The sequence below is a fragment of the Microbulbifer maximicatervae (SeqCode) genome (genome assembly GCF_052467225.1).
This window is the reverse complement of record NZ_CP174303.1, coordinates 4,600,509-4,621,589: the sequence shown is the minus strand read 5'-3', so window position 1 is coordinate 4,621,589 and position 21,081 is coordinate 4,600,509. Positions and strand designations below refer to the sequence as shown.

The following is a 21,081-nucleotide window of genomic DNA, read 5'->3' as shown; positions in this document are numbered from 1 at the left end:
GTAGTAAACACTCCGAAATACAATCCTTATACTCGGTTCCCAAGGGGTGATTTCTGGCATCTTACCAGATGCACCTATACTATTCCTTAATAAAGCCCTTTTTAAAGAAGGCCTCATTGGGGTGTGGCTTTTTCTTTGCCATTGCTTCCATATGAACTCTCTGTTCTGCTTTCAATTGGTTTTTCTTTTTCCTGCAGGGACGACAGCGAATCGCAGAAGTCTCAAAGTCTCCTTTGGCGATTTCATACCACCATTTTTGTTGCTTTGCCGTCCATACTTCATCTGAGCCACAATCTTTACATTGAAATTCTCGATCCAAGTAGTAGAGAGGAATGTCAATGTAGTAAGAGTGGTGCACAATTGCTGCCCTATCTACCGCAATAGCCCAGTCGGGAATGGGGCCACTGAACTGATCAAGGATCTTGCCTCTATTTAACTTCTCTATTCTTTTTCTTCGAGCTTGCTTAATTTCGGTTCTTCTTTGTTTGCCGCTTTTCATTGGGTGTTCCTTACTATTGATTGAGAGGAAAAGGGGAAAGCTTTGCGGGTGGTGCGAAGGTTAAATAGGCCTAATAAAAACGAAAAAGCGGGCATAAAGCCCGCTTTTAATCCTTTTGTAAAAAGAAAATCTTTTCAAGCAGCGTGTAAAACTACAACCTTCGACAACGGCGGTGAATTCACGGGCTATCAGTCGATCGAGCGAAAACTAGTCTGTGTAAGATGTATTTCATCCCGCTACATTGCTCATGTGAGGCTGGTTGACTGAAAATATCAATGGACTATTGAGATGTTTCTTCCCGAAAGGAATGAAGCTTGACAAGCTATCGAAATGCAACATTGACGATGGGGTGTTTCGTATTATTGCCCGGTAAAGAAAAAATTAAATTGTTTGTGACCACAGGAATTTCTGATGGGCAAGTGTGTATTTCTTATGTTGGCAATTTAACGTTTTCTGATTTTTTTTCAGGTCGAGCTATGCGAATTCAGTATAAGAAAAAGCCCCCAGGTTTACATTTGTATGTTCTGGAGGCTTACAGTTTAGATTTTCTTTGTGAAAATATACTCTAATAATAAGATTATGGGATGATAGTACTTATTCCGCAAATCTCATAACCTCCATCATCGATAGAAGTGGAGAGATCTATGTTTAGGTTTGTACCATTCTTTGCAGCATTATTGAATATTTTATACGAAGGTTGAAAATTTACAGTTATACCGCTATCTAATCTTTTTTTGCATGTTTCAGGTATTTCTGAGGTAGTGGAAAATGAGAAGGTAACATTACTTCCCGTTAATGATTTTATGGATGGGATAGCTTGAATGCTAATTGTTTCCGCTCCCAAATTGGCACTAGTTAGTACAAGTGTAGCAAGTAATAATTTTTTCATGTTTGGTCCATTTGATATTCGTTAGTCTATATATATTACTTTGCGAAATTGAGAATTTAAAGCCGTTTTTTAAATTGAATTTCCGAGGGTGACTATATGGTAGATGCATGAACAATGCTTCGGAAGTTTTTATGCTGTAATTGCCCCGTAACCACTGAGGCAATCATAAATGCGAATGATTTTTTCACATATTAGGTTTAGGCCAAAGTCGCTATAAATTCTATCCATAAGATGCGAGGTAAATGTACGTTGTTACCAACTGGCAATTGAAATAACGGTAGGTGTATCTTCCTGTACCTCCTTACTATCTTCAAATTTTAGTAAATTTAGCGCTGTGAGATGGGTATTCAAATGTAGGTTGATATTGGATTAGACTTGTGTACTGCTTCGCATCCTTAAATAAACGCTCTATTTAAAGTATTGACTTCTAATGCGAGATTATCTTAGTTGAATCTAATTCTGTATCTGTAGGGTACAGTAGTGCTCTTCTTTTTTGTTGCCATTAATTGGTTTGAATGGCGTCACATGTATGACGCATCTCAAAAAATTGGCATGTACCAACCTTGTGTGGACTGCGATTTTAGAAGCAAAAGTACCGGCGGAATCGAAATGGTATAAATCGTCTAGGTCAATTTTTTCCTTTAAGCTGCTTGGGACGCCAGAAACCTTTGTATTCCACCTCGTATAACCACTGCAAATTGGCATTAGCTTACAACTTCCTAGTGATATGCATTACCCTTGAAGAATTGGAGTGGAAAAGGTTTTCTTGTTATAAAAGGTGTCAACCGAAGAATATTTAATCAAAAATTTTTACTGCGTTGGTAGAGCTTTGAAAGTGTATTTTGCATATTGCCCATCCTTAAATAGCCATTCTTTATCGATGGTTTGTTGGGCATCTATGGTGTAGGTAGTATTTGTCTTAAAATCAGTGATGATAATTATGTAGATCTCAAGGTCACGTTGTGACTCTTGGTACTATCGATTTAAAAACAACCATAATCCATTAGGATTTTATCAGATTTACTGATGAAACTAGCATCAGTAGCAGCGATACAGTTACAGATTACTCTGTAACTCGCTAGTAAAAAATTGGTGTTAAACCGGGCGAAGTCAAAGTCTCTGTGCGACCCGTGTGATAAGGCCTTTCACTTGAGGATCTGAATCTGGCGATGTTTATATGCGTTGCCTTGCCCCGAAAGACCATTAACATCCTCAATAGAGTCAGTATAAATTTCTGCTAGTGTAGACTAACACTGGATATTTTGAGGAAATCTATTTTAATAGTATCTGCCATCGGCGGTCGCTGCGTTAATCAGGAAATCTTTGGGAAATTCCTAGCTCATTTGGTAGATATTCACCTATCTTTCAAGACTATCCATGAATCTTGCGCAGAGGCATCTTTGTTGAAGCAGAATACAATCTGAAACGCCGTAACATTCGTAAGAAAGTTTCTTTCTCAGATGAGCATTCTCATTCCATGGTAGGGGCTGGAAGTTCGGAAAGCCCTTAGTATCTACGAGGTAAGCGTGGCCGACGACCTTATCATTGAGGGGTATACTGGGTGTTCATCGCACGCAGTTGTTTTACAATCTCAGCGACCCAGCTATGGAAAATACATTATACGAGATTGAATCTATGCATAATTTTTCAGGATTGATTTTGAGTGGCCCATTTCCCGATGATGCAACGATTCTTAACTTTTTACTTGCTAGAGTTAAATTAGCTCGGCTCAACTCTATTTGAGGAAATCAATTAGTATCTTGCTGAAAATGGATTGGTTTGTGAGAAGTCACTATTGTAGATGCCACTTTCGGGTTCATGCATAGTATCGATACAACAGTCGCTAATGAGTATGGCATCGCAGCAAAAAGTCAATTGCAGCCCGACGAAGAAAATCGAGTCTGGGGGATTCTGGTTTCACTGGGGCAGAAAAACGCGAAGAACTGAAGTCTAAGGATATGGAATGGTACATTGCAGCGAAGCTAAGTTACTCAAAGCGTCGTTCAGGCTAGAATGAGTTGCGAAAGATGGACAGGATTAAGGTGCAAATTTGGGTAAAAGTAGAGCACTGATTCAGGTAGATAAAAAACATTTTTGGGTTTGGAAAATTCGCTATCGAGGTGCAAAGAAAAATATCCAGCGCCTGTGTATGCTGGCTTTAGCAATTCATTAATTGGGGAAAATAATTGCTGCAAAGTGCTTATGTCCCTAGCATCTGCAGCTTTCAAGGCCCTACGGGGTTGTTCGGAGATTTCTTAATTCTTTGCTGTGTGCCTCCCTTGGCCCCAATTTTACTTTTATATTTCCTGTTGATCTTTGGTGAAAGGGACCTTACACAGAAGGAGTTATGTCTAAAGAACATTGTTGAATGCAGGAATTGCTCTGTTGGATCGATTCTCACTTCTTTGATTCAAGTGGGGGTAGCTTGATTTGTATTTACATTGGTAATAGTGGTGCTTTCCCTTTTTTAGTAAGTAGAAGTAGCTTTACGAAGCCATTTCTAATTTATTCCCCTCACTATAGAACTACTGTTTAGTAGATCATACCAAAACGTAAAAGGTTTTCTGTCTGTGTGAGCTGCCAGGATTATGCTTTGTATTAGCTTAATTGATTCTACAGTTGCTTCCTGCGAATGCCCAACTTCAACATATCTACGTTTTCTGTCTCTGTCTGTACATGCGGAGTTAATGACTTGAGGAAAATTGATCTCCAGCCTTCCATCGGGCAAAACACCTACGCTTTTAGAAGCTTCATAGCTAGGCATTCCGACACTTGCCGATACTATTGATGAAAAAGAAGTTTATAGAAAGAATAGTCCAGTGGGGATTTTTCTATTTGGCGGCTCAGGTGAACCAAGTTACTTGCAAACTGTAAAAGGTCAATTTGGGGTAAAGGTAATGTTAATTAATCAATTGAATAATAAGCCTGGAGAAAAAAGCGGGCATTAAGCCCGCTTTTAAATCCACCTGTGAGAGTGTTAGATCTTACTCAGCGTAGCTCTCAATCGGAGGGCAGGAGCAGATCAGGTTGCGGTCGCCGTATACGTTGTCGATACGGTTAGAAGCGGGCCACACCTTGTGCTCTTTTAACCACGCCGCTGGGCGCGCAGCGATATCGCGGGAGTAGCTGTGGGTCCACTCTTCGCTCATCACGTCTTCGAGAGTGTGAGGGGCGTTGTGCAGCGGATTGTCCTCTGGGGTGTATTTTCCGCTGGTGACATCTTCCACTTCCTGGCGAATTGTTGCCATTGCTTCGATAAAGCGATCCAGCTCACCCTTGGATTCGCTTTCGGTAGGCTCGATCATCAGGGTGCCGGCTACCGGGAAGGACATAGTGGGGGAGTGGAAGCCAAAGTCCATCAGACGCTTGGCGATATCCTCTTCAGTGATACCGCTGGCTTCCTTGAGTGGGCGCAGGTCAACCAGGCACTCGTGGGCAACAAAGCCATTGGTGCCGGTGTAGAGTAGGGAGTAGTGCTCACCCAGCTTCTTGGCTACGTAGTTGGCGTTCAGGATTGCCATTTCGGTAGCCTGCTTCATACCCTGCTTACCCATCATACGGATATACATCCAACTGATCGGCAGGATGCTGGCGGAGCCCCAGGGAGCAGCGGAGATGGTGCCGTTATCCAGATTGGTTTCCGGTACTTCAGTCACCGGGTGGGCCGCCAGGTAGGGCTTCAGGTGTTCGCCAACAGCGATCGGGCCCATGCCGGGGCCGCCGCCACCGTGAGGAATACAGAAAGTTTTGTGCAGGTTCAGGTGGGATACGTCACCACCGAACTGGCCCGGAGCTGCGACGCCAATCAGGGCGTTCATGTTGGCACCATCGATATAAACCTGGCCGCCAGCCTGGTGTACCAGGTCGCAAACTTCGCGGATACCTTCCTCAAACACCCCGTGGGTGGATGGGTAGGTGACCATCAGTGCGGCAACGCGGTCGCCGTGCTCTTCGATTTTGGCTTTCAGGTCTTCGATATCCACATTGCCTTTATCATCACAGGCAACCACAACCACTTTCATACTCACCATCATGGCGGATGCTGGGTTTGTGCCGTGGGCAGAGGCGGGAATCAGGCAGATGTCGCGCTGGGTTTCGCCCTTCGCTTCGAAGTACTTCTTGATAGCAACCAGGCCTGCGTATTCACCCTGGGAGCCGGCATTGGGCTGCAGGCTCACCGCATCGTAACCGGTGCAGGCGGATAGCATTTGCTGCAGTTGGCGGAACATTTCCGCGTAGCCTTCCGCTTGATCTACTGGTGCGAAGGGGTGTAGCTTGCCGAACTCTGGCCAGGTGACCGGGATCATCTCGGCGGTGGCGTTCAGCTTCATGGTGCAGGAGCCCAGAGGAATCATGGAGTGATTCAGGGCGATATCCTTGGCTTCCAGAGACTTGAGATAGCGCAGCATCTCGGTCTCGGAGTGGTAGGTATTGAACACCGGGTGGGTCAGGAATTCAGTATCGCGCACCAGGGAGGCGGGTACACCCAGAGAGCCCTTGCTGGCAATTTCGCTGTCCAGAGTGTGCAGGTCGATGCTGTGTTCGGTGCCGATAAAGGCATTGATCAGGTCGGACACATCCTGCAGGGTGGCTGTCTCACTCAGGCTCACACCCAGGGCGTCTTCACCAATTTTACGCAGGTTGATCTCAGCGGCCAGGGCGCGCTGGTAAATCTCTTCCTGCTTGGCGCCAACGGTGATATTCAGGGTATCGAACCAGCTGTCGTGGGCCAGATTGAAGCCTTCCTGCTGCAGGGCGGAAGCGAGAATATCTGCTAAGCGCTGGATCCGGGCAGCGATGGTTTTCAGGCCTTCGGGGCCGTGGTAAATCGCATAGAAAGCGCTCATTACCGCCAACAGCACCTGGGAAGTACAGATGTTGGAATTGGCTTTCTCGCGGCGAATATGCTGTTCGCGGGTTTGCATGGCCATGCGCAGGGCACGCTTGCCTTTGCTATCGACGGAAACGCCGATAATACGACCCGGTGCGGAGCGCTTGTAAGCTTCGCGGAAGGCGAAGAAACCGGCGTGGGGACCACCGTAGCCCATGGGGATGCCGAAGCGTTGGTTACAGCCAACAACTACGTCTGCGCCCATATCACCCGGTGCTCGCAGGGCTACCAGGCTCATCAGATCAGCGGCCACAGTTACCAGGGCGTTGGCTTCGTGCACCTTGGTGATGATGTCGGTCAGGTCGCGTACACGACCGGTGCTGCCGGGGTATTGCAGCAGGGCACCGAACAGCTCGGCGGGAATATCTTTTTCCACATCGCCGACAACGACCTCGAAGCCGAAGTGCTCGGCGCGGGTCTTAACGACGGCGATGGTCTGCGGGTGGCAGTCCTGGTCTACAAAGTAGACGTTGGATTTGTTGCGTTTGACCTGGCGCTTACACATGGCCATGGCTTCAGCTGCTGCGGTACCTTCATCCAGCATGGAGGCGTTGGCCAATTCCATACCGGTGAGGTCCATAATCATCTGCTGGAAGTTCAGCAGGCCTTCCAGGCGACCCTGGGCAATTTCTGGTTGGTAAGGGGTATAGGCGGTGTACCAACCCGGATTCTCCAGCACATTGCGCAGGATCACATTGGGGGTAATGGTGTCGTGGTAACCCATACCAATAAAGGTGCGGTAGATCTTGTTGCGCGCCGCGATATCTTTCAGCTCTGCGAGGGCCTCAACTTCATTGATCGCGTCAGCCAGATCCAGCTCATCGGTCTTGCGAATGGCTTCGGGCACGGTTTTCTCGATCAGCTCTTCGAGGCTGGCAACTCCGAGCGTTTCCAGCATGGCCTCTACCTGTTTGGCATCGGGGCCAATATGGCGATGGATAAAGGCGTCGTGTTGTTCCAACTGCTGCAGCGATGGTTGGGTCATAAACTTCGTTCCTGTAGTCGCAGGGAGTCGTCGCGGTGCGCTCGCGGTTAAAAATAGCACCTGGCCTCAGTACCGCTTTTCCTGTGGAAAGCCTCGGGCCTCCGCGTTGCGGATAGGCGAGGGTAACGCTTGGGAGAATCGGTTTGCTGGCAGCCCCAGTGTCGCAATACGAAACCAAAGGGGAAGCCGGGCCATAGCGGCAGGCGCGCATCTTAGCAACCGGGGAGAGTAGGGGCAATCTGCGGGATTTAATCGAGGAAACTGCTAAATTTGGGCGCAAAAAGTGGGTTAAATCCTGTGATATTTTGGCTGAGGCGATTTTGTTCTACACAGGATGGAGTGGATTTGACGAAAGGGGTCATCTGGGAGTTTAAATGGCCTCGAAAGTGGAACAGGTTGGCTATAGACGCTTTGATGGGTTTAGGAACCCTCTGAATAGTCCACAAGAGCAATACAGAGTAGTCAAAAGGTTCCTATGCACTAACAGTCTCTTTGTTAATGCTGTTTAGCTCGACACTTAGCTCCCTTCCGCGCCGCATTAAAACGATCACGCAGGCGCTCAATCATCGCAGTACGGGCGGCATCGTGGTTGATACCCATAACCACATTTACTGGCAAGCCCTCGCCATTTTCAGCAAGGGTGGTTTTTCCCACAGTTGGGTCGAAGGTGATGGGATCATAAGGAGTCATACTGTCAGCCAGCCCGGCATTTAACTGGTCTACTTCGATAAATCCGGGTACCAAATCCATCTCTAAAGTTTCAGGCTCCAACAGTACCAAGGCAGCAATAATGTCCCACAGGCGAATAACGGCATCCATGGCGAAGTCACCATTACCCTGGAAATCCCCACCCTCAAATTCACGAATGGAACTGAGGAGTTGGGAGGTGTAGCAGGCTTCCGGAGTTGCGCGGCGCTCTGCGAGGGCTTCGATGGTGCTGCCTTGTACTTTGGCCATATCGGTTGAGTTGGTCGGAACCAGGTAGGTTTCAATACTATTTTCACTCAGGGCGTCGAAGGTCCATTGTGCGCTCAGTGGGTCGAGCAGAATATTGAACTCCTGATGGGTACTGAAGTCGCTGTCACAGCCGAAGCTGGGGTGGGAGAAAATATTGCCGCCCAGATTTCTAGATTTATCGCCAAAGCAGGCTGCTTCGTGATTCTCTGTAAACGGCTCATAATTCTCAAAGCCACCACCCATCATAATAACGCGGTCAATTTTAGCCAGCTGTTCTTCGCTGGCTTTGCCAAGTACCCGGGCCAGGGTGGTGAGTTTACCGGTGTTGAAAACTATTGGGCGTTGCTCCAGGTTATCCATCGTTTCCAGGATAATGTCTTCGGCCAGCTCAAAATTGAAGGAGACACCATTGTTACCTTGGTAGCGGTAGTGCTCCTGTTTGGCGCGCGGGATTAGGTGGTCAGTTCCATATAAGGTGGAGCCGTTGTCACGCCAGGGGCCGGGTACATACTGGCCGTAGAGATTGATACCCATGGCGTTGCGGCGCTCCAGGTTCCAGGTACCGGTGGAGAAATCGGAGGAGTTGGGTAGTTGATAGTCTTCTCTGCCGAGAACGGCATTATCGTCATTTACCGGAGATACTGAAGCTTTGCCGTTTGCGCCGTAGGCGACTTCCTCTGTGGCAAAGTAGGCTCCGCGAATAACCTGGGTATCGTTATTTCCCAGCCATTCGAGGATGTTGTAAACAGTGTTGGCCCCGTGCGCTACGGTATTGAAAGAGTCCTCAACGACAGCCAGCTCCAGGGTATAGCGTGGGTCTTTGGCGATTAGCATCAGTGCTACGGCATCATCAAAGTTATTGAAGTCGCCAATCCAGATAATGGGTTGGGCGTTTTCGGTCTTGATGGCCTGGTGTGGTTTCTTGCTGTGAGGTCCGCTATCCGCATTGCAAGAAGCCAATGTGGTTAGGCTGCCCAGTACCAGAGCTCCTGCAGAGAACCAGTGTTTTAATTTCATTTATCCTTCCCTAAATATTCGAGTGGTTTTACTCGGCAATCCAATAGCTCCTCCCTGATCTACTCGATTGCCACCTTGTAGCACCGTTTGTTGTATGAGTTAACGGTATTACACAGGTGTGAGCCGGAACATGGCCGGCAGCGATACTTCCCTGTAGCGCTTTATCTGAAAGCTATTTAAATCAGCCTTCAATAAATGGCTTTAAATTTCGTAATAGCTGTTGCTCCAGGGGTTCACTACCGTTAATTCCCATACCTGTCAGTTTTGATTTATCCAGCTGGCAATTGTAAGGGCGTGGCACTGTAAAATTGGGTTCGCTTTCAGCGCTCAGGTGTTCGGCATTCAGGTTACAAGCCTTGGCAATAATGTGTGCGAGTTCGTAGCGTGTGCAGGCCGTATCGCCACTCCACTGGTAAATGCCTTCAAAACTCATACCACTACGAATTTTTAGCAGGCATTGCTCCAATACTTCAGCCACTTCCTCAACACTGGTGGGAAAACGAATAGCCCAGTGATCCAACGTGACTGGCTTTTGCTTGCGCAAAGTATCCAGTAGGGCGGTGATGCCGGATTCCTCCAGATAGGCAACGGGCCCGAATAACCAGGGCAACCTCAATACCCAGTGACTTCCGTTATTCAGTACCGCCTCTTCCCCTGCCAATTTACTGCGGCCATAGAAGTTAACCGGGTTGGGATTGTCATCAGCTTTGTAGGGCGGAGTGCTGCCATCAAAAACATAGTCGGTGCTGATATACACTAATTGTGTATCATTTTCGTTACAGTATTTCGCCAGGAATTCTGTGCTGCTGACATTGAGCTGCCAGGCGGTGTCGGGGCTGTCGGCGCAGCGATCAGGCCAGCGCTCGGCGGCGCAGTGAATGACAATATCGGGATTAACCTGTTGCAGGCAGGTCTTCACTGCTTCGCTATCGGACAAGTCCAGGCGAATTAAATTATCTCCCGCGCGGGAAAAGGCGGTACCGGTAACAGAAAAAACCGGATTGCTGGAAAGCTGTTTAAATACACTGCGCCCCAATAGGCCGGAGGCGCCGGTAATCAGTATTTTCACGGGTGATTTCCTTTTGTCAGGCTGGGGGGAAACGTGTGGCCTGAGTGGGATAAAAGATGGTGCAGGATGGTTGGGTAGGCCACAACTGAAGGCCGCCTACCCGGGTGCTGCCCGATTTGCCTATCTGAAAAGTTACAGAAGGTGATACCGGGCTGGAGCAATTTACATCTGCTCCATCACTTCAATGCCAAGCAGATCGAGGCCAGTAGCGATAGTGCTGGCCACTAGATTACATAATTGCAGGCGGCTGTGCTTCTGCTGTTCACTTACGCCTTCTTTCAATACTGGGCAGGCTTCGTAGAAGCTCATATAGGCGCTGGCCAGTTCGTACAAGTAGGTGCAGAGTACGTGCGGGAAGGTATCTTTGGCTACCTGGTCCAGTACTTCGCCAAATTGGCTTAGTTTAATTGCCAGGGCGCGTTCCTGTGGGCTTTCCAGTTGGATATCGCCCTTGAGCTCGCTCGGCTCAATACCGGCTTTGCGGAAAATACTGCGTACGCGGGTGTAAGCATACTGTAGGTAGGGGGCGGTATTGCCCTCAAAGCTCAGCATGGATTCCCAGCTGAAGATGTAATCGTTAGTGCGGGTCTTGCTTAGGTCCGCATATTTCACCGCGCCGATGCCCACCTTGCGCGCGATTTCTGCACAGGTTTTTGCATCCAGCTCGGGGTTTTTCTCAGCCACCAGTTTCTCTGCACGCTCTACTGCTTCATCCAGGAGGGCTGCCAGTTTTACGGTGCCGCCGGTGCGGGTTTTAAATGGTTTGCCATCGTCGCCCATCATGGTGCCAAAAGCGCAATGCTCTAGAGAAACCGACTCCGGCAGGAAGCTCGCTTTGCGCGAGGCGACAAAGGCCTGTTGTAGGTGCAGGGATTGGCGAGCATCAACAACATATAGGATACGGTCGGCACTGAGTTGGTTGGCGCGGTAGCGGATAGCGGCCAAGTCGGTGGTGGCATACAGATAGCCGCCGCCTTTCTTCTGGATAATCATCGGGCTGGGGTTGCCTTCCTTATCGGCCATCTCTTCCAGGAAAACAACGATCGCGCCCTGGTCTTCAACGGCGATTCCATTATCCAGCAGCTCTTTTACCAGCACCGGCAGATCATCGTTGTACTGGCTTTCAGCGTAAACGTCTTCCTGCTTGAGGGTGACATTCAGCTTGGAGTAGATTTCTTCACAGTGGCTGATAGAGATATCAATAAATTGCTTCCACAGTTTCAGGCACTGCTCATCTCCGCCTTGCAGTTTTACAACGTATTCACGGGCGCGATCGGCAAAGCCTTCTTCATCATCAAAGCGAACCTTGGCTTCGCGGTAGAAGACTTCCAGATCGGCCAGTGCCACTTCTGCATCACTGTCTGCCAGCTTGTCGGAAAGGTGTGCCAGCAACATACCGAATTGGGTGCCCCAGTCGCCCATATGATTTTGGCGAACTACCTTGTGGCCTTGGAACTCCAACAGGCGTGCCAGGGCATCACCGATAATGGTGGTGCGCAGGTGGCCTACGTGCATTTCTTTGGCCAGGTTGGGATGGGAATAGTCGATGACTACGGTCTTGGGCTCTTCAACCGAGGCGATATTCAGGCGCTTGTCGCCTTGGGCGGCCAATAGCTGCTGGCTCAGCCACTGTTCGCTCAAGTGAATATTCAAGAAACCGGGGCCTGCGATCTCGACCTTTTCGATCATATCGCCCTTATCCAGCTGCTCAAGGATCTTGCCAGCCAGCTCACGCGGGTTGGTGCCCATACGCTTGGCAGCGCCCATAGCGCCATTGGCCTGGTAGTCGCCAAATCCGGCTTTCTTCGCAGGTGCCACAATCGGGCCGCATTCTTCGGGGATACCGGCGGCGAGCATGGCGGCCTGGAATTTGTCGGTGAGGAGCTGACGAATATTCATAGAGTGAAGTGCTGTCTTAAATTCGTGGAAACGCCGAATTTTAATGGGCGGTGGCGGCTTTGCAACCAGCGTTGGCAAAGGAGTTGGTCTGGAGTGCTCGAAATCTCGACTTGGGTGTCCAGACGAGGAGGTTCTCGGTGGTATGATGCCGCCAAATTATGGAGGTACCGTGAGTTCTACCACACTTTATTGGCACGATTATGAAACCTGGGGTACAGACCCGGGTGCCGACAAGCCGGCGCAGTTTGCCGGTATCAGGACCGACGAAGAACTGAATATCGTCGGCGAGCCATTGATGATTTACTGTCGCCCTTCAGTGGATTGCCTGCCACAGCCGATGGCGAGCCTGGTGACTGGCATTAGCCCGCAGAAAGCCCTGGCCAATGGAGTGCCGGAAATAGAGTTTATCCAGCGCATCCTCGCCGAACTGGGTGCGCCGGGCACCTGTGGGGTGGGCTACAACAGCTTGCGTTTTGATGACGAGGTAACTCGCTACACCCTTTATCGTAATCTGCTCGATCCCTATGAGCGGGAATGGCGCTCCGGCAACAGCCGTTGGGACATTATTGACATGGTGCGCCTCACCTACGCCCTGCGCCCAGAGGGAATCCAGTGGCCCACCCGTGAGGACGGTGCGCCGTCCTTCCGCCTGGAAGAATTGACCGCTGCCAATGGGATCTCCCACGAGGGCGCCCACGATGCGCTGTCGGATGTGCACGCCACCATTGATATGGCGAGGCTGATCCGCAAACAGCAACCAAAGCTTTACGATTATGTGTTCCGCCTGCGTCGCAAGCAGGAGGCCGCCAAGATGATCGATATGCGCGAGCGCCGTCCGCTATTGCATATTTCCGGCAAGGTCTCTGCTAATCATGGTCACTTGACCTATGTGATGCCCTTGGCCAGTCACCCGGTTAACCGCAATGCGGTTATTGTTGCCAACCTGGCAATGGACCCCGAGCCATTACTCAGCCTGGATGCAGACACTCTGCGAGAGCGCCTGTACACCTCTCGCGACAAGCTGGGTGAGGGTGAGTTGCCGGTAGGGCTGAAACTGGTGCATTTGAACAAGTGCCCGGTATTGGCGCCTGCAAATATGCTGGATGACAAGCGCGCCACTGAGCTGGGTATCGATCGCACAACCTGTGAGGCGAACTGGCAGAAGCTCAAAGATATCGATTTGACAGAAAAGCTGCACAACGTATTCCTGGATCGGGAATTCCCTGAGAGAGATGTGGAAGCGGACCTTTACGGTGGATTCCTCAGCGACTCTGACCGCGATATCTGCCGTGAACTGCACCGTGGACTGGCGGCCCGAGGTCCGGAAGCTTTGGCGGGTGAAGTGCCTTTCACCGATAAGCGCCTACCCGAGCTGCTATTCCGTATGCGGGCGCGCAATTTCCCCGAGACCCTGTCTGAGGAAGAGCACCAGCGCTGGCAGATCTGGTGTTTCCAGCGCTTAACTGACGCTACTGCCGGGGCCTCAATCACCCTGGAAGATTACTTCCGCCAGCTGTCTGAGCTGCGGGTTCAGTACCCGGAGCGCATCTCCCTGATTACAGAGCTGGAGAACTGGGGCGATAGCTTACTTGCCTAATGTGTCGAATCACGTCAGCGGCCGTTCTTCCTCTGGGCTCTTTCCTGGTGCCCGAGTAGAATGCCGCTCGCGAATACCCGGCGCCCACAAGGCGCAACCACTGGAGTAACCATGGACTTTATCGGAGCCAATATACTGTCGGTCAGCCAATTTGAGCGCGCCGACATAGAGCGTGTATTTGATGTAGCTGACGCCATGACCCCCTATGCACAGCGTGAAAAGGTAACGCGTGTATTGGAAGGGGCGATTCTCGGCAATATGTTTATGGAGCCGAGCACTCGTACTCGCCTGAGTTTTGGAGCCGCCTTTAATCTGTTGGGCGGTACTGTACGTGAAACGGTAGGAATTACTGCCAGCGCTATGGCAAAGGGCGAATCCCTTTACGACACCGCCCGAGTGCTATCGGGCTATAGCGACGTGATTTGTATGCGCCACCCAAAAGAAGGGTCGGTGGCTGAGTTTGCTGAAGCGAGTCGTGTGCCGGTGGTCAACGGCGGCGACGGCGCCAATGAACACCCCACCCAGGCACTGTTGGACCTCTACACCATTCGCAAGGAACTGGCTGCGCACGGCCGCACCCTTGATGATTTTCGTATCGCCATGATCGGCGACCTCAAGCACGGCCGCACGGTGCACTCCCTGTGCAAACTGCTGTGTTTGTTTGGCAAGGTGCAGATTACCCTGGTTTCTCCACCGGAACTGGCGATGCCGGAAATGATTGTGGAGATGCTGCGCGGGGCGGGGCACGAGGTGACGGTTACCGATCAGCTTGAATCCTCTATCTCCCATGTGGATATTGTTTACTCCACCCGTATCCAGGAAGAGCGTTTCGCCTCTCAGGAAGAGGCCAACCGCTACCGTGGGCGCTTCCGCCTGAATAAGGCTATTTTTACCCGCCACGCAGAGCCTAACACGGTAATTATGCACCCCCTGCCACGGGATTCACGGGCAGAGGCGAACGAACTGGATACCGACCTGAATGAACATCCGAGCTTGGCGATTTTCCGCCAGACCGACAATGGCTTGCTGGTGCGTATGGCTCTGTTTGCCATGTTGCTGGGTGTTGAGAATCAGGTAGATAAATATTCCCGCGATGTGAACTGGTATAGCCGACGCAATCGGGTATAAAACTACTCAACTGGGCGTAAATCCCGGTGGAAATAAACAAGGCCCCGGCTAATTCTGTTAATCTGATGGAATTAGCCGGGGTTTTTTGTTTCCGGTTTAGGGTGTCGTGAATGCTAAAGTGATTTTGCTTTTTCGCTGTGGCACTCAATATCCAAATATTGGCGTTGAGCCAGATGTCGCATCAGGGATGGATGCATGTCGAAGCAGATTTCGCCCATTTTGTTCTTTCGCAGCCTGGTTTTCCTGGCGCTGCTGCTCAGCCTTTTTGTGTACAAAAGTGCCGCCCAGGAAGAGCCCTTTCCCCATGTAGCCATACTCAAAATTGATGGGGCCATAGGTCCCGCGACGACTGATTATTTCAAGCGGGCTACGCAGGAGGCTGTGGACCAGGGCGCAGAGTTGGTGATTCTGCATCTGGATACCCCTGGGGGGTTGGATGCGGCTTCGCGGGATATCATCCAACATATCCTTGCGTCTCCTATCCCTATTGCCACCTACGTTTACCCCTCCGGCGCGCGCGCTGCCAGTGCGGGAACTTATATTCTCTATGCCAGCCAGATCGCCGCTATGGCTCCTGCTACCACCTTGGGAGCGGCTACGCCAGTGCAGATTGGCGGACCTCAGGGCACACCTATGCCGGGAGGAAAGCAGGAGGAAGAGAAAAAAGAAAAGGCGGAAGACGGAGAGGATGAAGAAAAAGAAAAACCGCTTGCGGGAACGGCCATGGAGCGCAAAGTCGTTAATGACTCTGTCGCGTTTATCCGAGGGTTGGCACAGCGCCATGGGCGCAATGCAGACTGGGCGGAAAAAGCTGTACGCGAAGCAGCGACCCTGACAGCTCCGGAAGCGTTAAAAATGAATGTTATCGATATTGTTGCGGATAATGATGACGATTTATTGCGCCAGGTTGCCGGTCGAAAAGTATTACTCGATACCGGTGATTATACGATTCCGGAAAATATTGCCGAGTTGCAAAGTGAAAGTTACGAGCCGGATTGGCGCAATGAATTACTGGCCCTGATTACCAATCCTCAAGTGGCCTATATTTTGTTATTGGTGGGTATTTATGGGCTTATTTTTGAGGGTTATAGCCCCGGTGCTTTTGTTCCCGGGATTGTTGGTGTTATCTGCCTGCTTCTGGCATTTTATGCCTTGCAAGTTTTACCGATTAATTACGCTGGTCTTGCATTAATTATTGTTGGCGCATTGCTGATTGTGGCAGAGGTTTTCATGCCGAGTTTTGGTGCCCTGGGGATCGGCGGAATTGTTGCATTGGTGATTGGCTCTGTAATGCTTATTGATAGTGATGTGCCGGGAATGCAGGTTTCCAAACAGCTGATTGGGGCTATTGCCGGTGTAAGTGGTGTTTTTTTATTGATGTTGTTGACCGCTGTTGGACGCAGTTTACGCCAGCCGAAAGTCCCGGCAGACCAGGCTTTTGTGGGTCGCTCTGCGGTGGTAAGCGAAGTTAAGGACGCAGAGATCTTGGTGCATCTCGATGGAGAGATTTGGCAGGCGACCTGTAACCAGCCTCTGAAGGTGGGTCAGAAAGTTAGAGTAGTGGCCCAACACGGCATGGTTTTACGGGTAGAGGTGGAATAGGTAGGGCAATCAATTGAGCTAATGACAGCGCTCAACAGTTAAGGTGGGATTAAGGAGAGTCCAATGATGCTCAGTTATTTTTTTGGGATACTGGTAGTCGCACTCATACTGCTACTGATGTATGCCATTCGTATTTTGCGGGAGTATGAGCGCGCAGTGGTATTTTTCCTGGGGCGTTTCCAAACAGTGAAAGGGCCAGGACTGATTATAATCATTCCCATTGTTCAAACTATGGAGCGCGTGGATCTGCGCACTGTGGTGATGGACGTACCCACCCAGGATGTTATCAGCAGGGATAATGTCTCAGTAAAAGTCAACGCAGTGGTTTATTACCGGGTAATTAATCCACAGTCTGCAATTATTAATGTGGAATTTTATCACGAGGCTGTAAGCCAGTTAGCGCAAACTACATTGCGTTCGGTACTGGGTAAGCACGAGCTGGATGAGATGTTATGTGAGCGAGACAAGCTAAATGTAGATATCCAAAAAATACTCGATGAGCAAACAGATGCCTGGGGTGTAAAAGTTACTAATGTAGAGATTAAGCATATCGATCTTGATGAAAGTATGGTGCGGGCTATCGCACAGCAGGCAGAGGCGGAGCGCGCGCGGCGGGCTAAAGTTATACACGCAGAGGGGGAGGCGCAGGCGGCTTTAAAGCTGACTGAGGCAGCGAATCAATTATCGAAAAATGCCAACGCGATTACTTTGCGATATATGCAAACCATGATTGATATTGCCGGCGCAAATAACAGCTCTACAATTGTATTTCCGTTGCCACTGGATCTAATTGAGCCAATGCTGAAGCGGGGCTCTGCATCCAGTTAACGATGTCCTTAGCAAAGATCAAAAAAGGCCGCACTAATTAGTGCGGCCTTTTTTGTAGAGTTTAGAGCAGCTTTTTCATCAGGCTGCGGGTTGAACTATCCCAGTCATCCTGAGGAATTTCACCCTTGGCAGCCTTATGGATTTTTGAACTCAACTGCTTACCAAGTTCGACGCCCCACTGATCAAAGGGGTTGATCCCCAGCAGGCAGCCGCCAACGTAGACCTTGTGCTCGTACAGTGCCAGGAGCGAGCCCAGGTGGAAAGGATCTAACTTTTCCAGGATCAGGGTGTTGCTGGAGCGATTACCAGGGATTACTTTATGTGGGGCTAGGGCGTGGGCCTCACGATGAGTGTGACCAGCTTCTTCCAGCTCCTGGCGGGCCTCATGCAGGCTTTTGCCTCGCAGTAGCGCCTGGCTCTGGCTAATACAACAGGCCTGCAGCCAGCGGTGCTGTTCGAGGAGTTCAGACGTCGGTTCCTTGACTGCGATAAAGTCTGCTGGAATAAGGTCGGTTCCCTGGTGCAATAATTGGTGGAAAGAGTGTTGGCCATTCGTACCCTCACTGCCCCAGATAACGCTGCCACTGGGGTAGCCCAGCGCCTGCCCGTCCTTGTCGACACTTTTACCCAGGCTCTCCATATCCAGCTGCTGTAACCAGGCGGGGAATCGGGCCAGGCGCTGCGCGTAGGGCAGCACGACATGGCTGGTCGTATGCCAGCACTGGCGATACCAGAACTGGGTCAACGCCATCAGTACGGGTAGATTGGACTCCAGTGGAGTAGTGGCGAAGTGCTGGTCCATTGCATTGGCGCCTTGCAGAAGCTGTTCAAAAACTTCATAGCCGCAAGCAAGAACAATGGGCAGGCCGATAGCAGACCAGAGTGAGTAGCGACCACCCACCCAATCCCACATTGGGAAAATATTCTCAGGAGCAATTCCGAAATCCTGAGCAGCAGTAATATTACTGCTCACCGCAACAAAGTGTTTGGCCAACTGCGACTCATCGCAACCGGCAGATAACATCCAACGGCGTGCGGACAGCGCATTTTCACGGGTTTCCAAGGTGGAAAAGGACTTGGAAGCAATTACAAAAAGGGTTTCTTCCGCATCGATACCAGCCAAGGTGTCGCTAAGGTCTGCGCCATCGATATTTGCTACAAAGTGCACATCGATAGAGTCTTTGTGCCAAGGACTGAGGGCCTCTACCGCCATGCGCGGACCCAGGTCGGAACCGCCGATACCGATATTCACGATATGGCGGATCGGTTTATCTGAGAAGCTGCGCCAGCTATGGTTGTGCACCGATTCGGCAAACTGTTTCATTTGCTCGCGGCAATCTTTTACCGCCCGCTCTTGTTCAGTTTTCGGTTGCCCCTGAAATCGCAGTGCGGTGTGCAGGGCAGGGCGGTGTTCGGTATTGTTGACAATGGCCCCGTTCACTAGCGCAGTAATTTGGTTGTTCAGACCCTGCTCTTCTGCATATTCCAACAGCAACTTAAGGGTGTCTTCACGCAAGTGGTTCTTACTGTAATCCAGATAGATTCCGGCTGCGTCTGAGCTGAACTTATCTGTCCTTTGGGGATCCGTTGCAAACAGCTCTCTCAAGGACCACTTATGTTGGTCAAAATGGGACTTCAACCGTGAGATTGCCGCTACACGGCTTAAAGCCAGGGTTTCACTAGTCATGGTATTCGGTTTGTTCTCTTCTGAGCCTTTTTATTGCCACTTGGCTAAAACGTACACAAATCAAATTTTATTTATTATTTCTGGGCGGCAATGCTAACGGCATTTTCTTTGCCGGGCCAGCGCCGCGGGCATCACAGTCTATTACAGGGAATGTTTCGAGATAAGGAACTGTGTGGGGAAAGACAAATGCCGCTCGTTAGAGCGGCATTTTGTGGTGATCCATACTAAATAAGGCTTTGTAAATCGGGTGTCTGTCAGCGGTGATTTGGTCAAAACTTCATTTAGTATGAATCACCACGCTGTCGGGCAAGAAAAAGATTTTACTTGACCACCTTCATGCAGCGCACTCTGTCGGAAGCCATCCAGCAGTCGGCATCTGCAGGACAAGCCATGGATAGAGGAATTTGTTCAGCGCCGGGTGGGCAGTAAGCTGGAGGTGCCGGAGGGCTACAGCAACCTGCAAGAACCAGTGCACTGATAATTCCAATTAAGTACTTGGCTGGAGTGAAATTCATCCCCTAACTCCTTTCCGTTGATGTTAGCCATTAGCATAGCCAATAAAACGTCACCTGTTGGTCAGCTTTGTAAAATCTGTTCTACAAAGGTACCGCCTATTTGAGTGTAATAGGCGTTGGGTTTAAATGTCTGTCAATGGTCAAGTTATGAAAAGAGGTGCGCCAATTTATTTTAAAAAACTACTTAAATAAGGGGTTTTTTAAAAAATGTGGTTTGTGCTGACCATTTTTTATGGTGAATTTCGGTTGTTTAATCTACGCGCTGAAACTGATCGCGCCAGTTTTGAGGCAGACTCTAAGAATTATTATTGTGGCTGACAATGCCGCTTGATGGATTGGGGAGTTTTTTTGCGATGCAAAGAAAATGGTTTCACGAGTAAGAGTTTTTTCTGTTAAAAATTCTCACTCGTGAAAGTAGCTTTAATGGGTGAGGGAGCACCAGCTGAGGCGTTATCTTTAGGCCTTCAGTGTGTCGGTTTGGGTCCGTGCAAAAAATTGCCAAAGGCTACTGCGAGACTTTCTTTTCTTGCCGGGTCACGGAGAGCACTCAATAGGGCGATTCGCACTTTCGGAATAAACATTAAATCGGAAAGCAGCAAGTTAAAAGTCTGCTGGTCAGCGGCATCAGCCAGTTTGCCAACCCACCGTGAGGCCAATTCCTGCTCTTCCAAATCTTGGACGCAGCGACTGCCTATTGCGGCCAGAACTTCTTTATTCCGATTGCTGGCATCTTCAGCAAAAAGTGACTGTATAAATGCCTGTCGCAATCCTGTGGCTGGTGAGTGAGATATACCCCTGATAGCAGCAGCGGCCACCGAGATATCCGGCGTGTTTGCGGTCAGTTCTTGCTCTGCTCGCTCAATAATGGCTGCTGCAAGACGGTGGTCGACCGGCTGGTTTTCCAGGCAATGGCAAATGTTAATAAAAACCGGAGCCGCGACTTTTCCAATCTGGCGCATTAGCAAAGTGCTTTCTTTTTCCCAGCGCGCGGCCAAGTCGGCAATCCCTTGCAGCGCAAGGTTGTCCCAGCGGTGATTTTCCGGGTCGCCAAAATAGCGCAGGACAGGCTCGTAATGTTCGCGGGGCTGGCGGCCCAGCAGAAGCGCTGTTTGGGAGTGAAATGCTGCCTGCCGCTCAGTTGATGGGGTAAACAGCAAGCCACTTTGCTGCAGCAGCTGGTCCAGCTGCGCAGCAGATTCAGAAGCGGGTCCCTGCTTGAGTTCCTGTGCCAGAGCGCGAAGTAATCCATCTCGGGCTTGAAGTTGCAGCTTGCCCTGCTCGTCCAGCGGAAAGCGCAGGAACCAGACGATGGGTTCACCGCCTTCGGCTGGTTGCAGCAGCAGGCCCGTCCAGGCCTGGCGCAAGTATGGGTGTGGCCAGGGAGCCAGACCTGCTTCGAAGGATGCCGCAGTGGATTTCGAAACCGACTGCAAGCGCCGGCCCAGATCGAACCAGCGCAATTTGAAGCCAGCCTGCTCGATCAGGGCGCTTAGGGTACCGCTTTCACTCATAGGGGTT

The 21,081-nt window shown here is 50.2% G+C and carries 15 protein-coding genes; 6 read left to right on the top strand and 9 right to left on the bottom strand.

What is annotated here, in order from left to right; translation table 11 throughout:
* Positions 1 to 79 precede the first annotated feature (79 nt).
* The gene (locus tag ACJJIZ_RS19965; RefSeq protein ID WP_444914592.1) at positions 80 to 499 is read right to left on the bottom strand and encodes a zinc-ribbon domain-containing protein; all 420 of its coding nucleotides are present in this window, start codon (positions 497 to 499) and stop codon (positions 80 to 82) included.
* Positions 500 to 813: 314 nt separating this feature from the next.
* On the opposite strand from ACJJIZ_RS19965, the gene ACJJIZ_RS19960 reads away from it, so the two are divergent.
* The gene (locus ACJJIZ_RS19960) at positions 814 to 1,068 is read left to right on the top strand and encodes a hypothetical protein (RefSeq protein ID WP_444914591.1); all 255 of its coding nucleotides are present in this window, start codon (positions 814 to 816) and stop codon (positions 1,066 to 1,068) included.
* A gap of 8 nt (positions 1,069 to 1,076) precedes the next feature.
* Here the strand turns inward: ACJJIZ_RS19960 and ACJJIZ_RS19955 are convergent, their stop codons facing one another.
* Positions 1,077 to 1,388: a hypothetical protein gene (locus ACJJIZ_RS19955; RefSeq protein WP_444914590.1), complete on the bottom strand. Its 312-nt coding sequence runs from the start codon at positions 1,386 to 1,388 to the stop codon at positions 1,077 to 1,079.
* Positions 1,389 to 2,933: 1,545 nt separating this feature from the next.
* On the opposite strand from ACJJIZ_RS19955, the gene ACJJIZ_RS19950 reads away from it, so the two are divergent.
* Complete coding sequence (locus tag ACJJIZ_RS19950; protein WP_444914589.1) at positions 2,934 to 3,131, top strand: transposase; 198 nt, start codon at positions 2,934 to 2,936, stop codon at positions 3,129 to 3,131.
* A 1,241-nt stretch (positions 3,132 to 4,372) separates the two neighbouring features.
* On the opposite strand, the gene gcvP is transcribed toward ACJJIZ_RS19950, so the two are convergent.
* From gcvP to argS, 4 genes are all read right to left on the bottom strand, one after another.
* On the bottom strand, positions 4,373 to 7,264 hold the full coding sequence (gene gcvP / locus ACJJIZ_RS19945; protein ID WP_444914588.1) for an aminomethyl-transferring glycine dehydrogenase: 2,892 nt from the start codon (positions 7,262 to 7,264) through the stop codon (positions 4,373 to 4,375).
* Positions 7,265 to 7,759: 495 nt separating this feature from the next.
* Positions 7,760 to 9,238: a nucleoside hydrolase gene (locus ACJJIZ_RS19940; RefSeq protein WP_444914587.1), complete on the bottom strand. Its 1,479-nt coding sequence runs from the start codon at positions 9,236 to 9,238 to the stop codon at positions 7,760 to 7,762.
* A 181-nt stretch (positions 9,239 to 9,419) separates the two neighbouring features.
* The gene (locus tag ACJJIZ_RS19935; protein WP_444914586.1) at positions 9,420 to 10,307 is read right to left on the bottom strand and encodes a dTDP-4-dehydrorhamnose reductase family protein; all 888 of its coding nucleotides are present in this window, start codon (positions 10,305 to 10,307) and stop codon (positions 9,420 to 9,422) included.
* 162 nt (positions 10,308 to 10,469) lie between these two features.
* Entirely contained in the window at positions 10,470 to 12,206 is a 1,737-nt protein-coding gene (gene argS / locus ACJJIZ_RS19930) for an arginine--tRNA ligase (RefSeq protein ID WP_444914585.1), read from the bottom strand.
* A gap of 142 nt (positions 12,207 to 12,348) precedes the next feature.
* Between argS and sbcB the strand changes: the two genes are divergently transcribed.
* The 4 genes from sbcB (at position 12,349) to ACJJIZ_RS19910 (ending at position 17,361) form a co-directional block, all read left to right on the top strand.
* Entirely contained in the window at positions 12,349 to 13,803 is a 1,455-nt protein-coding gene (sbcB, locus tag ACJJIZ_RS19925) for an exodeoxyribonuclease I (RefSeq protein ID WP_444914584.1), read from the top strand.
* Between the two features lie 111 nt (positions 13,804 to 13,914).
* Positions 13,915 to 14,931 (top strand): aspartate carbamoyltransferase, encoded by a 1,017-nt coding sequence (locus ACJJIZ_RS19920; protein WP_413664546.1) that lies wholly within the window; start codon positions 13,915 to 13,917, stop codon positions 14,929 to 14,931.
* Positions 14,932 to 15,126: 195 nt separating this feature from the next.
* Positions 15,127 to 16,533 carry an NfeD family protein gene (locus ACJJIZ_RS19915; protein ID WP_444906262.1) on the top strand — a complete coding sequence of 469 codons (1,407 nt, stop codon included), beginning with the start codon at positions 15,127 to 15,129 and terminating at the stop codon, positions 16,531 to 16,533.
* A gap of 63 nt (positions 16,534 to 16,596) precedes the next feature.
* The gene (locus ACJJIZ_RS19910; RefSeq protein WP_413664548.1) at positions 16,597 to 17,361 is read left to right on the top strand and encodes a slipin family protein; all 765 of its coding nucleotides are present in this window, start codon (positions 16,597 to 16,599) and stop codon (positions 17,359 to 17,361) included.
* A gap of 61 nt (positions 17,362 to 17,422) precedes the next feature.
* Here ACJJIZ_RS19910 and pgi read toward each other — a convergent pair whose 3' ends face one another.
* The 3 genes from pgi to ACJJIZ_RS19895 form a co-directional block, all read right to left on the bottom strand.
* On the bottom strand, positions 17,423 to 19,048 hold the full coding sequence (gene pgi / locus ACJJIZ_RS19905) for a glucose-6-phosphate isomerase (RefSeq protein ID WP_444914583.1): 1,626 nt from the start codon (positions 19,046 to 19,048) through the stop codon (positions 17,423 to 17,425).
* Between the two features lie 320 nt (positions 19,049 to 19,368).
* Positions 19,369 to 19,563, bottom strand: coding sequence for a hypothetical protein (locus ACJJIZ_RS19900; protein ID WP_157533369.1), 195 nt, complete (start codon positions 19,561 to 19,563; stop codon positions 19,369 to 19,371).
* Positions 19,564 to 20,027: 464 nt separating this feature from the next.
* A complete protein-coding gene (locus ACJJIZ_RS19895; protein WP_444914582.1) occupies positions 20,028 to 21,074 on the bottom strand; it encodes a DUF3549 family protein in 1,047 nt (348 codons plus the stop codon).
* Between the last annotated feature and the right edge of the window lie 7 nt (positions 21,075 to 21,081).